The sequence below is a fragment of the Mycobacterium marseillense genome, assembly GCF_010731675.1.
Lineage (GTDB): Bacteria > Actinomycetota > Actinomycetes > Mycobacteriales > Mycobacteriaceae > Mycobacterium > Mycobacterium marseillense.
On sequence record NZ_AP022584.1, the window covers coordinates 2,396,296 to 2,410,428 of the forward strand.

The window sequence follows — 14,133 nt, forward strand, 5'->3', positions numbered from 1 at the left end:
GCGCCGGACGCGCCGAACGAAAACGTTGTGCCCAAGGCCGCGGCGCGGTCCTAAACTTGCGCGATGAGAGTCGGCATCGACTTTGGCACCACCCACACCGTCGTCGCGGCCGTCGATCGCGGCAACTATCCCGTCGTCTCCTTCGACGGCGCGGACGCGTGGCCGTCGATCATCGCGGCCAATGCCGCCGGCGAGTTGCGCTTCGGCGCCGACGCCGCCGCCGTCCGGCACGAACCGGGGTGGTCGGTGCTGCGCTCGTTCAAACGTCTGCTCAACGACGCCGGCCCACAGACCGAGGTCAACCTGGCCGGCCGTGACTACCGCCTGGCGGATCTGCTCACCGAGTTCCTGGCGCAGCTGAGAACCGATCTGCAGCGGCACTCCAACGCCGACCTGGCCGCCGGCGAACCGATCGAGGCCGCGATCAGCGTGCCGGCCAACGCCTCCAGCGCCCAGCGCCTTCTCACACTGGATGCCTACGTGGCGGCGGGTTTTCGCGTCGTCGCCCTGCTCAACGAGCCGTCGGCGGCCAGCCTGGAATACGCCCACCGGTACCGCTCCACGATCACCGCTAAACGCGAACACGTCCTCATCTATGACTTGGGCGGTGGCACGTTCGACGCCTCGTTGCTGAAGATGACCGGGCACGCCAACGAGGTCGTCATCAGCGAGGGCATCCAGCGCCTGGGCGGTGACGACTTCGACGAGGCGATCGTCGACGTGGTGCTGGCCGGCGCCGGCCTGACCGGCATCGACGCCACCACGCACGACCTGTTGGCCGAGGAATGTGCGGCCCGCAAGGAGGCGGTCGGCCCGCAGACGCGGCGTTTCCTGGTGGACCTCTCCCCCGTCGATCGGCCTCCGTTCTCCTGCCCCATCGACGACGTCTACGCGGTGTGTGCGCCGCTGGTGGATCAGACGATGGAGCTGCTCGAGCGGGTCCTGCGCGACCCGGCGCGCGGCCGCAAGGACGTGGACCTCTCGGAGGTGGCGGGCATCTACGTCGTCGGCGGCGCAGGCGGCTTCCCGCTGGTGTCCCGGATGTTGCGCAACACCTTCGGCGAGAAGCGGGTCAAGCGCTCGCCGCACCCCTTCGCCGCCACGGCCATCGGCCTCGCCGTCTTCCTCGACAAGGAATCGGGTTTCGCGCTGTCCGAACGCTTTTCGAGAAATTTCGGGGTCTTCCGGGAGGCCGAGGCCGGCGCCGGGGTCGTCTTCGACCCGATCGTGTGCAAGGACGTCTCCCTCCCGGACGACGGCCGGTCCCCGCTGGTGGTGAGGCGCAGATATCGGGCGGCGCACAACATCGGGCACTTCCGGTTCGTCGAGTGCAGCCGCCTGGTCAACGGGCGCCCCGACGGCGACGTCACGCCGTATGACCCGGTGCTATTCCCGTTCGATCCGGCTCTCCACGACCGCGACGACCTCGGACGCCAGCCGGTCGGCCGCTGGGCCGAGGGGCGGGACGGACCCGATGTCGAGGAGCGCTATGTCATCGCCCCCAGCGGCGCGGTGGAGGTCACCCTGACGACGCAGCCGGCCGGGTTCGAGCGCACCTTCCGCCTGGAGCGGTGCGCGTCGGCGAGTCGATGAGCCACCCCGGCATGCAGCTCTACGACGTGATGCGAACGACGTTCGCCGCAAGGGAATTCACCGACGATCCGCTGCCCGACACGGTGCTGGAGCGCATCTTCGACAACGCCCGCTTCGCCCCCAGCGGCGGCAACCGGCAGGGCGCCCACATCACCGTGGTGCGCGACGCGGCGGTGCGGCGCAGGCTGGCCGAACTCGGAATGCCCGCCGCGCGCCGTTACTTCGCGCAGCTGCAGGCGGGCGAAAAGCCCTGGAATTCAATCCATCCCAGCGCGGTGCCGCAGCAAGCCATCGACGAAACGGAGATCCCCGACACGTTCGTCGCGCCGATCGCGAAAGCGCCGGTGGTCCTTGTCGTCTCGGTGGATCTGACCGTCGTCGCCGCCCTCGACCAGCATCTGGACCGCGTGGGTATCGCCGGCGGGGCGTCGGTCTATCCCCTGATCTGGAACATTTTGCTCGCCGCGCGAAGCGAGGGTTACGGCGGCACCATCACGACGATGGCGATCGCGGCCGAGGAGGAGGTCCGTGGACTACTGGGGATCCCCGATCGACACGCGGTCGCCGCGGTGGTGCCGCTCGGCAAACCGGTGCGGCAGCTGAGCACGCTGCGCCGGCGCCCGGTCGCGGAATTCATCACCCGTGATCGGTTCGACGGTCCGGCCTTTGACACGTGAGCGGTCGCCAAAGCCGATAGCGTCGGGCTTATGACCGATTTCGATCTGGACGATTTGTCGACCCCCGAACACGGTTACACCGTCGACGACCGGGATGACGAGGACCCGGTGCTGCTCGACCGCGAGGGCAAGTACATCGAAACTTGGCGCGAGGGGTACCCCTACGAGCACCGGATGCCGCGCGACGAGTACGAGCGGCTGAAACGACGGTTACAGATCGAGTTGCTGAAACTGCAGCAGCACGGCAAGCGCGTCGGCGCCAGGCACGTGATCGTGTTCGAGGGCCGCGACGCCGCCGGAAAAGGCGGGACCATACAGCGATTCATGGAGCACCTCAATCCGCGCAGCGCGCGGGTGGTGGCGCTCGAGAAGCCAACCGAGCGCGAACAGACGCAGTGGTACTTCCAGCGCTATATCCGCCATCTGCCGTCCGGCGGCGAGATCGTGTTGTTCGACCGCTCGTGGTACAACCGCGCCGGGGTGGAGAAGGTGATGGGATTCTGCACCCCGGACCAATACGCCGAATTCATGGAGCAGGCACCGGTCTTCGAACAGATGCTGGTCGACGACGGGATAAACCTGACCAAATTCTGGTTCTCGGTCTCACCGGCCGAACAGCGCACCCGGTTCGCCATCAGGTTGGTCGACCCGGTGCGGCAGTGGAAGTTTTCGCCGATGGACATCGCGTCGGTCAAGCGATGGGACGACTACACCGCGGCGAAAGAAGCGATGTTCGACGCGACCGACACCGACATCGCCCCCTGGACCGTGGTCCGCAGCAACGACAAAAAACGCGCCCGGATCAACGCCATGCGGTACGTGCTGGCCAACGTCGACTACGACGACAAAGACCATGAGGTGGTCGGTGAGCCCGACCCGTTGATCGTCGGGCGGGCGCTGACCGACTGACCGAGGCGAATGGAGACAATCTGATGTCCACATGGCTCATCACCGGGTGTTCGACCGGGCTCGGTCGCGCGCTCGCCGGGGCTGTCATCGCGGCCGGCCACAACACCGTCGTCACCGCACGTGACGCCGCCGCGGTCGCCGACCTGACCGAGGAGGCGCCCGACCGGGTGCTCGCCGTCGCCCTCGACGTCACCCAACCCGCACAGATCGCGGGGGCCGTGCAGCGGGCGCGGGAACGGTTCGCCCACATCGACGTGCTGGTCAACAACGCCGGCTACGGCTATCGCGCCGCGGTCGAGGAAGGCGACGACGCCGACATCCGCGCCCTGTTCGAGACGCATTTCTTCGGCACCGTCGCCATGATCAAGGCCGTGCTGCCGGACATGCGGGCCCGCCGTAGCGGCGCGATCGTGAACATCTCCTCGATCGGCGCGCAGCTGACCCCGGTGGGGTCCGGCTACTACGCGGCGGCCAAGGCCGCGATCGAGGGCGTGAGCGGGTCGCTGCGGGGTGAGCTTGCGCCGCTGGGGATTTCGGTGACGATCGTCGAGCCCGGCGCCTTCCGCACCGATTTCGCCGGGCGCTCGCTGGTCCAGTCGGCCACCGTCATCGACGACTACGTCGCGACCGCCGGGCGGCGCCGCAAGGAGAACGACACCATGCACGGCAACCAGCCCGGGGATCCCGCCAAGGCCGGCGACGCGATCATCGCGGCCGTCGAATCGCCCGAGCCCCCGGCTTTTCTGCTGCTTGGTCCCGACGCCCTGGCTGCCTATCGCTACGCCGCCGACGCGCGGGCCGGCGAGATCGAAAAGTGGGAAAGGCTCACCAGCAGTACGGATTTCGACTGAGGTCTAGCCGCGCAACTCGGGCAACACACCCTGCTCCCATGCCGCGAAGAACCCGTCCATGTCGGGGCCGATCTGCTGCACGTAGATCTCGTCGATACCGGCGTCGATGTACTGGCGCACCTGCGCGATGTGCTTCTCGGAATCCGGACCGCAGGCGACGCTCTCGCCGACCGTCTCGGGCGGCACCAGCGACATGAGGGCGGCGAAATCCTTGGGCCGCGGCAAAATCTGGGACGTCTGACCGGGCAAGCCCTCGTTACCCCACAACCGATGCGCCGTCTTCAGCGCGGCATCGGCGTCTTGATCCCAGCACACCTTGGTTCCCGCCTGTACCGGCTTGTCGCCGCCGCCGGCCTCGCGAAACGTCGTGACCAGCTCGGCCTCGGGCATCGCCAGGACGTACCCGTCGCCGATGCGCCCGGCCAACTCGGCGCCCTGCGGACCGAAACCGGAGACGTAGATCGGCACCGGCCGCTCCGGGCGGGTGTAGATGCGCGCCTCCTGCACCGTGTAGTGCTTGCCGTGGTGGCTCACCTCGTCACCCCGGTGCAGCAACCGGATGACCTCGACCGCCTCCTCGAGCATTTCCTGGCGCACACCGACCGACGGCCACGGATCGCCCAGCACGTGTTCGTTGAGGGCCTCACCGCTGCCCACCCCGAGCACGAAGCGCCCGCCCAGCTGCACGGCGGCGGTCGCCGAAGCGTGCGCGATGATCGCCGGATGGGTGCGCACGGTCGGGCACGTGACGGCGGTGCTGACGGGCAGCGACGTCGCCTCCGACAGCGCACCGATCACTCCCCACACGAACGGGCTCTGGCCCTGCTCGTCGTTCCAGGGATGGAAGTGGTCGGAGATCCACAGCGCGTCGAAACCGGCGTTTTCGGCCCGCTTGGCCTGATCGACCAGCTCCTTCGGGCCGAATTGCTCGCAGGAAAGAAAATATCCGATCTTGGTCATTGCGCCCGGCTACCCGCTAAATGCCTGCTTATGCACGCCGATGCCGGGCGCCGCGAATAGCACCGTGGCCCAAGGGGTTAACGCTCACCGCTGCACTGCTTGCCACATCAGCACCATTGGCCCCGCGGCGGAGCGATCGTGTCTTTGCGCGTGCGGCGCCCCTCCACCCTGGGGCTGGCGTGGCGCATGTGACCGCCGCCGTCGCGAGAATAGCTTCGCTAATTTGGAGAAGGTGGTTCTCCGCGACCGAGAGACGAATTACGATCGCTGGTGACCTGAGCCGCTCACGACGAACGGAGTTCGCCATCGACGCCTGGATTCTCGACGCGGTACGCACGCCGCGCGGGCGAGGCCGCCCCGACGGCGGACTGCACGCGGTTCACCCCCAGGCCCTGCTCGCCCGCTGCCTCACCGCGCTCGCCGCGCGGGCCGACTTCGATCCGGTCGACGTCGATGACGTCATCGCCGGCAACGGCATCCTCAGCGGTGACCACGGCGACGACATCGCCCGCCTGTCCGTTTTGTTGGCGGGCTGGCCGGAGACGGTACCGGGGATGACGTTGAGCCGGTTCTGCGGCTCGGGCCAGCAGGCCGTCACCGTTGCGGCGGCCAGCATCGCCGCCGGCGGTGAGGATCTGGTGGTCGCCGGTGGCGTCGAGTCGATGTCGCGGTGGGGGGTGACGGCCGGTGTTCCGACGATCGATGGCAACAATCCCGATCTTCGCGCGGTGTACCCGACCGTCCCTCAAGGTATTTCGGCCGATCTGATCGCCACCCTGGAGGGTTTCACCCGCGACGCCGTCGACGCCTACGCCGCCCGGAGCCAGACCCGCGCCGCCGTGGCCATCGAGGAGCGGCGCTTCGATCGTTCCCTGGTCGACGTGGCCACGCCCGACGGCCCCGTGGATCGCGACGAGCATCCCCGCCCGGGCACCACCGTGGAGACGCTGTCACGCCTCAAGCCGGCCTTCGAGGCGATGGGAGCCGCGTGCGCCGACGGCGAACAACGCACGTTCGACGAGATCTGCCTCGAACGCTATCCCGGCCTCGGCCGCATCGATCACGTGCACCACGCGGGCAATTCGTCCGGCGTGGTCGACGGCGCCGCCGCCGTGCTGCTTGCCTCCTCCAACTGGATGCACAGCCATCGGGTGACCCCGCGGGCGCAGGTCCGGGCCACGGCGACCATCGGCAGCGAACCGATCATCATGCTCACCGCGCCCGGCCCCGCGGCCCAGCGATGCCTGGAACGCGCGGGCATGACCGTCGCCGACATCGATCTGTGGGAGATCAACGAAGCCTTCGCGGCGGTCCCGCTCAAGACAATGCGCGATCTCGACCTCGATCCCGACGTGGTCAACGTCAACGGCGGCGCGATCGCCCTCGGGCACCCGATCGGCGCCACCGGCGCCATGCTGATCGGCACCGTTCTCGACGAACTCGAACGTCGTGATCTGACAACCGGACTGGTGACCATGTGCACGGGTGGCGGGATGGGCACCGCAACGATCATCGAGCGGGTGTGAGCGTGCCGACCACGCTGGAGCTCGACCGGCCCGCTGACGGGGTCGCCGTTCTGCGCCTGAATCGCCCACAGCGGCTCAACGCCATCAACGAGGCGATGCAGACCGAATTGCGGGACCTGCTCGGCGAATTGGCCGTCGACTCCGCGGTGCGCGCCGTGGTGCTGACCGGCGCCGGACGCGGGTTTTGCGCGGGCATCGACGTGCGCGACTTCGGGCCGTCGATGCTCGAGGCCAGCGCGCCGGCGCTGGACCGGATGCGCTTCCAGGAGAGGATGGCCGCCCTCGCCGAGGCGGTGCGGGCCATGGCGCAGCCCGTCATCGCCGCCGTCAACGGGCCCTGTGTCGGTGCGGGCCTCGCCTTGTGCCTGGCCGCGGACATCCGAATCTGCTCGGCCACCGCCACTTTCGGCAATGCCGCCATCCTGCTGGGACTCTCGGGCGCCGAGATGGGCATGAGCTATCACCTGCCGCGCATCGTCGGCACCAGCGTGGCCGCCGATTGGATGCTCACCGGCCGCACGGTGTCGGCGGACGAAGCCGATCGGCGCGGGCTGGTCAGCGAGGTCGTCGAGCCGGCCGGACTGGCCGGGCGCGCGATGGAGTTGGCCTCACTGATCGCGGGCCATGCCCCGCTCGGGGCCCAACTCACCAAGCGCGCCCTGCAGGTCAACACCGACGCCGCGAGCTTCGAATCGGCACTCGAACTGGAGAACCGCAACCAGGTGATCACGCACGCAACCGAGGAAGCGGCCGCGCGTCGGCAGAAGTGGTCGTCGGGACACAGCAAGTGAGCGGACCCCTACGCGGCGTCCGCATCGTCATGATGGGCGGGCTGGGGCCCGCTCCGTTTTGCGGAATGCTGTTGGGCGACTTGGGCGCCGATGTCATCCGCATCGACGCGGTCGCCGGAGCCGACGGCCCGTCGCCGATCGACTACACGGTCCGCCGCGGCCAGCGGTCGCTCGCCGCCGACGTGAAGGATCCCCGTGGCCGCGACCTGGTGCACCGCCTGGCCGCCGGAGCCGACGCCTTCGTCGACGTGTACCGCCCGGGGGTGGCCGAACGCCTGGGCATCGGGCCGGACGCGCTGCGCGACCGCAACCCGCGCCTGGTCTACGCCCGCATGACCGGCTACGGGCAAGACGGCCCGCTGGCCGGTCACGCCGGTCATGACATCAACTACCTGGCCCTCACGGGCGCGTTGCACGCCATCGGCACCGCCGAATCGCCGGTGCCGCCGTTGAATTTGATCGGCGACTATGGCGGCGGCGGAATGCTTTTGGCGGTCGGCCTGCTCAGCGCGATCCTCGAGGCCCGCGAGTCCGGTGCGGGTCAGGTGCTCGACGTCGCGATGGTCGACGGCGTGGCCGCGCTGTTGGCGCCCTACTTCGGGATGCTGCCGGCCGGCACCTGGCGGGACGAACGCGAAGCCAATCTGCTCGACGGCGGCGCGCACTTCTACGGCGTGTACGCCACGGCCGACGGCGGCCACATCGCCGTCGGCGCGATGGAGCCGAAGTTCTACGCCGAACTGTGCGATCGCCTCGACGTCACCGTGCCCCAGGACGACGACGTGCCGGCGGCGTGGGCCGCGCACCGCGCCGCGCTGGCCGCGCGCTTCGCCGAAAAACCCCGCGACGAGTGGGCGCGCATCCTCGACACGCCGGGATGTTGTGCGACACCGGTGCTTTCGCTGACCGAGGCGCCCCACCACCCGCACCACGCCGCGCGGCAGACCTTCATCGAACTCGACGGCATCACCCAGCCCGCCCCGGCCCCCCGGTTCTCCCGCACGCATCCGGCTACGCCGTCGGCCCCCGCGCTGCCGGGTGACCACACGCGGGCACTGCTGCGCGAGGCGGGATTGGACGCGCAAACCATCGCCGAACTCGTCGACTCCGGCGTGGTGGCACAGAGCAACAGGAGGCGCTAAATGTCGTGGGACTTTTCCACCGACCCGGAATGGGCCGAACAACTGGACTGGGTCGAAGCCTTCGTCCGCGAAGAATGCGAGCCGATCGACCTGATCGTCAAGGAATCTCACGACTTGGGCGACCCGGTGCGCCAGGCGCTGATCCCGCCGCTGCAGGCAATCGTCAAGGAGCGCGGGCTGTGGGCCACCCACCTCGGCCCGCGCCTGGGCGGCCCGGGCTACGGGCAGGTGAAGCTGGCGCTGCTCAACGAGATTCTCGGGCGCTCGGAGTGCGCGCCGATCGTCTTCGGCTCGCAGGCGCCCGACTCCGGCAACAGCGAAATCCTGGCGCACTACGGCACCCCCGAACTCAAGGCTCGCTACCTCGAACCGCTGCTGGACAACCGCATCATCTCCTGCTTCTCGATGACCGAGCCGCAGGGTGGCGCCGATCCGAAGGTGTTTCGCACCACCGCAGTCCAAGACGGGGATCACTGGATCATCAACGGGGAGAAGTGGTTCTCGTCCTTCGCCTCCATGGCGTCATTCCTCATCGTGATGGCGATGACCGACCCCGAGGCGCCGCCGTATGAGCGCTACTCGATGTTTGTCGTCCCCGGTGACACCCCCGGCATCAACGTGCTGCGCGACGTGGGACTGGGCTACCAGCCCGTCGGCGGCGGGCGCGAAGGTTACGTCCGCTACGAAAACGTCCGGGTGCCGGCCGATCACATGCTGGGTCCGCGCGGCGGGGCCTTCGTCGTCGCACAGACCCGCCTGGGCGGTGGGCGCATTCACCACGCGATGCGCACCGTGGGGCTGGTCCGCCGCATCTTCGACATGATCTGCGAGCGTGCGGCGTCGCGCTACACCCAGGGCGAGGTTCTGGCCAACAAGCAACTCGTGCAGGAGATGGTCGCCGACTCGTGGATGGAGATCGAGGCGTTCCGGCTGCTGACGCTGCAAACCGCTTGGAAGATCGACCAGTTCAACGACTACAAGGCCGTGCGTGCCGACATCTCGGCCGTCAAGGCGATGATGCAGAAGGTGCTGCACGACGTGTCCTCGCGGGCGCTTCAGCTGCACGGGTCGCTGGGCACCACCCACGAGATGCCCTTCGTGCAGTACCTGGTGGAGTCGTTCGTACTCGGGCTGGCCGACGGCCCGACCGAAGTGCACAAGGTGACGCTGGCCCGGCTGCTGCTGAAGGACCGCGCACCCGCGCCCGACCTGTTTCCGTCGGAGCATCTATTGCGGCTGCGCGCGGCGGCGGAGGCGAAGTTCGCCGACAAGCTGGCCGGCATCCCCCGCGGCTAAACCGATTTCGTGACGCCGACGTAGGACAGCACCACGTCGGAGAGGTCGGTCACCCGGGTCAGCACCGCGTACGAGCGGATGAACGACTGGCCCACACACCCGTCGATCTTGACGTGGAAGTTGCTGATCATCACCCAGGGATTGGCGCCCTTGAACTGCTTCTTGATCACCGGCACCACGATCACCAGGCCGGGCTTGAGTCCCACGCTCATCACGCCGTTGATGGGGGTCGACACGAACGGCAGCAGGGGCGGCAGCGTGCCGGTGGCGTCGAACGTCGGGCTGACGCCGGGGATGATGCCGGCGCCGCCCTCCATGATCACCCCGTTCGAGGTGCTCATGTCGATACCGCAACCGATCTGGTAGCCCACTTCCAGAACGCCGTGCGGCTCTTCGGGTCCGCGGAGCGAGCCGACGAAGATGCCGCTGGACATGTATTCGCGCGACGAGATGGCGGTGGTCAGCGGTGCCACCGGAACCTGCGCCTCGTCCTTCGCACCCAGCCCCAGAGTCCAGCCGTCCGGGGTGTTCAGGATCGCGGGAGGATTCGACGGCACCACCGCCCCGGCCGGTAGCGCCGCATCGGGTGGGGCGGGGCCCAGCTGGGGTTCGGAATCGGCCGACGGCGCCGAGATCACCGACATGACGAGGCAGACGGCGATAGCCGCGGCACGACGAACGACGACGGCTACCGGCCTCACGGGCAAAACCGTACGCAGGGTCCAGTTCGGCGAATGAAATTTGCTGGCCGGCAGTTCACATTTGTTGTTCGTTCGTGACCGATACGCAATGTAGAATCGGCAGAAGCGTTTCGACAATCTCCCATATCCGGCGGATTACGGAGAGGGTGGCGATGATATTTCGCAGGTGCGCTCGCTTACTGGTCGCGGGTTCGACCTTCCTTGCAGCATTAACCGGTGGCACCGGGACGGCGCTCGCCAATCCGGACGCCGGCCAGCAGCCCGACATCCCGTCGATCGACGAATGGCCGATACAGTTCCCGACTACGTTGACCAATCCGATCGACGATGACGAAAACGGGCTGTTGACCACCGGGGGCGGCGTCGGAATGGTTTGCGAGAACCTGTCCGCCCACTGCGGTTGATCGGCCGTCCCGTCAGTCCAGCGTCGCCTCGGCGCGCGCCAGCAACCGCGGCAACGTGGCTGCCATGGCTTCCAATTCGGCCCGCGGCGATCGCCTGCGCCGGTTGTGTTTGACGATCAGCGACCACGTCGCCACTGATTTGTAACACGCCAAGGCGGTGAACCAGCCCAAATCGCTGACCTCGCAACCTAACTCGCCCCGGTAGAGCTCGGCGAGGTCGGCGGTCGGCGGCGCTATCCCGTCCGGAGCCGGAACCCTACGGTAGGTGTCCGGGTCGCAGTTGATCAGGAACCAGCCCACGTCGATGCGCGGATCGCCGATGGACCAGATTTCCCAATCGACGACGGCGTTGACCCGCGACCCGGTGGCGAGCAGGTTGCCCAGCCGGAAGTCACCGTGCACCACGGCCGACGTCATCGCGCTTGGTGCGCACGCCAATAGGGCGTCGCGAACCTTCGGCCAGTCGGGCGCCAGCGCCGGATCGACGGTGCGCAGCGTGTCGGACCAGCGGTGGACTTCGGCGACCGGGTCGATGACCGGTTCGGAGCCCAGCCCGAGTTCCGTCGGCGAAAGGCGGTGCAGCGCCGCCATGGTCCGGCACGCATTCCGGTACCGATCGGTCACACCCTCGAAAGACGCGCATCCGTCGAAAAGCGGTTCGACGCAGTCGCCGTCGACCTGGGACATGACATACAGCGGGGGTGTGCCGGGCGGATCTCCCGGGTCCTCGCGCAACACGTCGGGAACCGGAACACTGGTCGCGCCAAGGGCTTTGAGGATGCGCGCTTGGCGCAGCACGTCGCGATGCGCGACCGGTTCGACGCCCGGTGGAGCGACCTTGATCACCACACGCCGGCCATCCAGGTCGCCCCCGAAGGTCAGGCTCGAGGCGCCCCCGGACAGTGGAGCGACGTCCGTGACGCCCGCACCGGCGAGGCGGGCGTGCAGTTCGTCCAGGTCGAGTTCGGCTCTGCTCATTCAGTCAGCGGGCCGGTGCGGTCCAGCCGACTTCGGCGAGGAAGGGCTGGGTGTGGGCGATGCGCCCGGTCAGGGTCTTGGGGTCGCCCGTGCACAACCGTAACGCCGTCTCGGTGATCAGGGCGATGTCTTCGGTGTCGGTCTTGGCCAGGTCGAGGGTGCCGGCGCCGGGCGTGGCGACCGGGTTGGACGGGGCGGCGGCGTTGACGGCGATCCCGTCGTCGTACAGTTCTGCCGCAAGGCTTTTCGTCAACCGATTGAGCGCGGCCTTGGCCGTCCCGTAGATGCCGAAGCCCGCGGTCCGGTCGAACTCGGAGAAGGGCGGCCCGGGGGGCAGGTCGCCGCCCACCGAGGTGAGGTTCAGGATCCAGCCGCGCCCGCGCTCGCGCATCGCGGGGATCGCCAACTGGCACAGATGCAGCGGGCCGAGGACGTGCATCTCCATCATCAGGCGGGCGCGCCGCTCGGGGAACCCGTCGAGCGGGCGCAGGAAGGTCACGGCGGCGTTGTTCACCAGGATGTCCGGTGCGCCGACGGCGTCGGCCACCTCGGCGAAAAGCCGTTCCCGGTCTTCGGCTTGGGACAGATCCGCTTGGACCGCAATGGCTTTGCCGCCGGCGGCGACGATCTCGTCGCGCGTTTGGCTCAGCGAGCCCTGGTATTTGGGATCGGGGTCCATCGTGCGGGCGGTCAGCGCCACGGTGGCTCCGCGTTCGGCGAGCCGCGTGGCGATCGCCTTGCCCAGGCCCCGGCTGCTTCCGGTGACCAGAGCCACCATCCCGTCGCACCGCTGCACGCTCATCGTCGTCCTCCTCCGGAGCCGCCCGCCGTCGGAAACGGCTTCTCCGTATCAGAGAATGCCATTATCGCCGGGTGAGGGGAAGCCTCCCGCGCACGGCGTCGATCGAGTAGGCACCCCCGCCGATGAAGATCAGCAGGAAGAACGCGAAGCAGAAAAGGATCGACAGCGCTCCGCCGTTGCCGCCCGGTGGATCGGCGACGGGCCAGAGGGCCATGGGCTGATGGATCCAGAAGTAGGCGACCGCCATCTGCCCCGAGGCGATGAACGCGGCGGTGCGCGTGAACAACCCGGCGGCCACGAGCACGCCGGCGACGATCTCGATCAGTCCGGCATACCAGCCGGGCCAGGATCCGAACTCGACGACAACCGGCGAGCGGACCGGCCAATTGAACAGGCTCCTCGACCCGTACGCGGCAAACAGCAGACCGTAGACGACGCGGAACACGCTCAGCACGGCCGGAGCGTGGCGGGACAGGCGGCGGTCGAGACCCTTCGTCACGATCCACACGTTACGGTCGCGGTCCAGTCCAGCAGGCGCCGCCACAGCCGGTGCCGGCTCGACGCCATGTTGTGGCAGTGCGCGCTGCCGGCCAACACCACGGTGGTGATGTCGGGGCAACTCCGGTACAGGCCCGCCTCGGCGCGGGGATCCGGTGACACATCGACGACACCGAAACCGACGAGCACCGGGACATCGATTCGCGCGGCATGCTCGGCCACGACGCCGGGGATCATCGCCGTGCCGAACACCCGCGGCACAACCGACTTGGCGGTGACGGAGTCGGCCGCGACGACGGCCGCGGGAACGTCGGCGAGGTGAAACCAGCTCTGCAGATGCTCGCGAGGGCCCTCGAAATACGGCTGCGGCAAGGCGGAAACGATCTCGCGGGCGAGCTCGGCGCGCCCCTGCGGAGTCCCGGCCCGGGCGATGAATGCCGCATCCAGGTTCAGCGGCGCGACGTACTGATTGGTGCAGCCGAGAATCGCCATGCCGGAGTAGCTGCCGAACAGCGCTTGTTGGGTGAGGGCAAGGTACCCGCCCAGCGAATGCGCCACGACCACCGCCGGCGCGTGGACGCCGATGGTGTCCGGCAGGGCGGCGACGGCACGGGCCAGCGCGGCGGCGATGTCGGCGAAATCGAAGTCGCGGACCGGCTGTGAGCTTGCGCCGGTGCCCAACGGATCGATCGTCACGACCGCATAGCCATCCCCGGTGGCGAATTCGGCGAAGCTGTACCCGTCATGGCCGGGAATCTCGAGGTCCCAGTATTCGCGGCTGTAGGTACCCCCCGGCAGGCAGACGAGCACGGCGGTCGCCGCGTTTGCGCGCGCGGGGTAATAGGTCGCGGCCAGCGATGCCGGTTCGCCGATCGCGTCGCTGACGTCAAGGCTCAACACGTGAGCGGGAAACGCCATCGCACGCAACTCCTTTCCGAACGGGCGCCGCGCCAGGGTGATCAGTGTGTCAGGTTCGCCGTGCCCGCGGCTAGCGTTGTCGGGCAT

At 68.4% G+C, this 14,133-nt stretch carries 15 protein-coding genes; 9 read left to right on the forward strand and 6 right to left on the reverse strand.

Going from position 1 to position 14,133, the window contains the following annotated elements; translation table 11 throughout:
- The first annotated feature begins 63 nt into the window (after positions 1 to 63).
- Genes G6N26_RS10760 through G6N26_RS10775 form a run of 4 tightly spaced genes read left to right on the forward strand, consistent with a single transcriptional unit; the run spans position 64 to position 4,030 of the window.
- Positions 64 to 1,593 (forward strand): Hsp70 family protein, encoded by a 1,530-nt coding sequence (locus tag G6N26_RS10760; RefSeq protein ID WP_083018875.1) that lies wholly within the window; start codon positions 64 to 66, stop codon positions 1,591 to 1,593.
- Positions 1,594 to 1,604: 11 nt separating this feature from the next.
- Positions 1,605 to 2,270 (forward strand): nitroreductase family protein, encoded by a 666-nt coding sequence (locus tag G6N26_RS10765; protein ID WP_179960364.1) that lies wholly within the window; start codon positions 1,605 to 1,607, stop codon positions 2,268 to 2,270.
- Positions 2,271 to 2,300: 30 nt separating this feature from the next.
- On the forward strand, positions 2,301 to 3,179 hold the full coding sequence (ppk2, locus tag G6N26_RS10770) for a polyphosphate kinase 2 (RefSeq protein ID WP_067175051.1): 879 nt from the start codon (positions 2,301 to 2,303) through the stop codon (positions 3,177 to 3,179).
- Between the two features lie 23 nt (positions 3,180 to 3,202).
- Positions 3,203 to 4,030: an oxidoreductase gene (locus tag G6N26_RS10775; protein ID WP_083018871.1), complete on the forward strand. Its 828-nt coding sequence runs from the start codon at positions 3,203 to 3,205 to the stop codon at positions 4,028 to 4,030.
- Positions 4,031 to 4,033: 3 nt separating this feature from the next.
- Here G6N26_RS10775 and G6N26_RS10780 read toward each other — a convergent pair whose 3' ends face one another.
- Positions 4,034 to 4,990 (reverse strand): LLM class F420-dependent oxidoreductase, encoded by a 957-nt coding sequence (locus G6N26_RS10780; protein WP_083018869.1) that lies wholly within the window; start codon positions 4,988 to 4,990, stop codon positions 4,034 to 4,036.
- A gap of 317 nt (positions 4,991 to 5,307) precedes the next feature.
- Between G6N26_RS10780 and G6N26_RS10785 the strand changes: the two genes are divergently transcribed.
- The 4 genes from G6N26_RS10785 to G6N26_RS10800 are packed head-to-tail and all read left to right on the forward strand — an operon-like array spanning position 5,308 to position 9,745.
- On the forward strand, positions 5,308 to 6,516 hold the full coding sequence (locus tag G6N26_RS10785; RefSeq protein ID WP_264077906.1) for an acetyl-CoA C-acetyltransferase: 1,209 nt from the start codon (positions 5,308 to 5,310) through the stop codon (positions 6,514 to 6,516).
- A complete protein-coding gene (locus G6N26_RS10790) occupies positions 6,513 to 7,307 on the forward strand; it encodes an enoyl-CoA hydratase/isomerase family protein (protein WP_067175041.1) in 795 nt (264 codons plus the stop codon). The genes G6N26_RS10785 and G6N26_RS10790 overlap by 4 nt, the downstream gene beginning before the upstream one ends.
- Positions 7,304 to 8,449: a CaiB/BaiF CoA transferase family protein gene (locus G6N26_RS10795; protein WP_163648773.1), complete on the forward strand. Its 1,146-nt coding sequence runs from the start codon at positions 7,304 to 7,306 to the stop codon at positions 8,447 to 8,449. The genes G6N26_RS10790 and G6N26_RS10795 overlap by 4 nt, the downstream gene beginning before the upstream one ends.
- Complete coding sequence (locus tag G6N26_RS10800; protein WP_083019610.1) at positions 8,450 to 9,745, forward strand: acyl-CoA dehydrogenase family protein; 1,296 nt, start codon at positions 8,450 to 8,452, stop codon at positions 9,743 to 9,745.
- Here G6N26_RS10800 and G6N26_RS10805 read toward each other — a convergent pair.
- The gene (locus G6N26_RS10805; RefSeq protein ID WP_067174361.1) at positions 9,742 to 10,389 is read right to left on the reverse strand and encodes an MspA family porin; all 648 of its coding nucleotides are present in this window, start codon (positions 10,387 to 10,389) and stop codon (positions 9,742 to 9,744) included. The genes G6N26_RS10800 and G6N26_RS10805 overlap by 4 nt on opposite strands.
- A 131-nt stretch (positions 10,390 to 10,520) precedes the next feature.
- Between G6N26_RS10805 and G6N26_RS10810 the strand changes: the two genes are divergently transcribed.
- The gene (locus G6N26_RS10810; RefSeq protein WP_225323333.1) at positions 10,521 to 10,850 is read left to right on the forward strand and encodes a hypothetical protein; all 330 of its coding nucleotides are present in this window, start codon (positions 10,521 to 10,523) and stop codon (positions 10,848 to 10,850) included.
- A 12-nt stretch (positions 10,851 to 10,862) separates the two neighbouring features.
- Here G6N26_RS10810 and G6N26_RS10815 read toward each other — a convergent pair whose 3' ends face one another.
- From G6N26_RS10815 to G6N26_RS10830, 4 genes are all read right to left on the reverse strand, one after another.
- Positions 10,863 to 11,828 (reverse strand): phosphotransferase family protein, encoded by a 966-nt coding sequence (locus G6N26_RS10815; RefSeq protein WP_083019608.1) that lies wholly within the window; start codon positions 11,826 to 11,828, stop codon positions 10,863 to 10,865.
- Positions 11,829 to 11,832: 4 nt separating this feature from the next.
- A complete protein-coding gene (locus G6N26_RS10820; protein ID WP_083019606.1) occupies positions 11,833 to 12,630 on the reverse strand; it encodes an SDR family NAD(P)-dependent oxidoreductase in 798 nt (265 codons plus the stop codon).
- 61 nt (positions 12,631 to 12,691) lie between these two features.
- Positions 12,692 to 13,129, reverse strand: coding sequence for a DoxX family protein (locus tag G6N26_RS10825; RefSeq protein WP_083019622.1), 438 nt, complete (start codon positions 13,127 to 13,129; stop codon positions 12,692 to 12,694).
- Positions 13,126 to 14,133, reverse strand: a complete 1,008-nt coding sequence (locus G6N26_RS10830; RefSeq protein ID WP_083019604.1) for an alpha/beta fold hydrolase — start codon at positions 14,131 to 14,133, stop codon at positions 13,126 to 13,128. Before G6N26_RS10830 ends, G6N26_RS10825 begins: the two co-directional genes overlap by 4 nt.

What these genes read in the sequence shown, in the direction of transcription:
- G6N26_RS10760 (WP_083018875.1), top strand. Translation starts at nt 64, where the DNA reads ATGAGAGTCGGCATCGACTTTGGCACCACCCACACCGTCGTCGCGGCC.
- G6N26_RS10765 (WP_179960364.1), top strand. Translation starts at nt 1,605, where the DNA reads ATGCAGCTCTACGACGTGATGCGAACGACGTTCGCCGCAAGGGAATTC.
- ppk2 (WP_067175051.1), top strand. Translation starts at nt 2,301, where the DNA reads ATGACCGATTTCGATCTGGACGATTTGTCGACCCCCGAACACGGTTAC.
- G6N26_RS10775 (WP_083018871.1), top strand. Translation starts at nt 3,203, where the DNA reads ATGTCCACATGGCTCATCACCGGGTGTTCGACCGGGCTCGGTCGCGCG.
- G6N26_RS10780 (WP_083018869.1), bottom strand. Translation starts at nt 4,990, where the DNA reads ATGACCAAGATCGGATATTTTCTTTCCTGCGAGCAATTCGGCCCGAAG.
- G6N26_RS10800 (WP_083019610.1), top strand. Translation starts at nt 8,450, where the DNA reads ATGTCGTGGGACTTTTCCACCGACCCGGAATGGGCCGAACAACTGGAC.
- G6N26_RS10805 (WP_067174361.1), bottom strand. Translation starts at nt 10,389, where the DNA reads ATGTCGGTGATCTCGGCGCCGTCGGCCGATTCCGAACCCCAGCTGGGC.
- G6N26_RS10815 (WP_083019608.1), bottom strand. Translation starts at nt 11,828, where the DNA reads ATGAGCAGAGCCGAACTCGACCTGGACGAACTGCACGCCCGCCTCGCC.
- G6N26_RS10820 (WP_083019606.1), bottom strand. Translation starts at nt 12,630, where the DNA reads ATGAGCGTGCAGCGGTGCGACGGGATGGTGGCTCTGGTCACCGGAAGC.
- G6N26_RS10830 (WP_083019604.1), bottom strand. Translation starts at nt 14,133, where the DNA reads ATGCCCGACAACGCTAGCCGCGGGCACGGCGAACCTGACACACTGATC.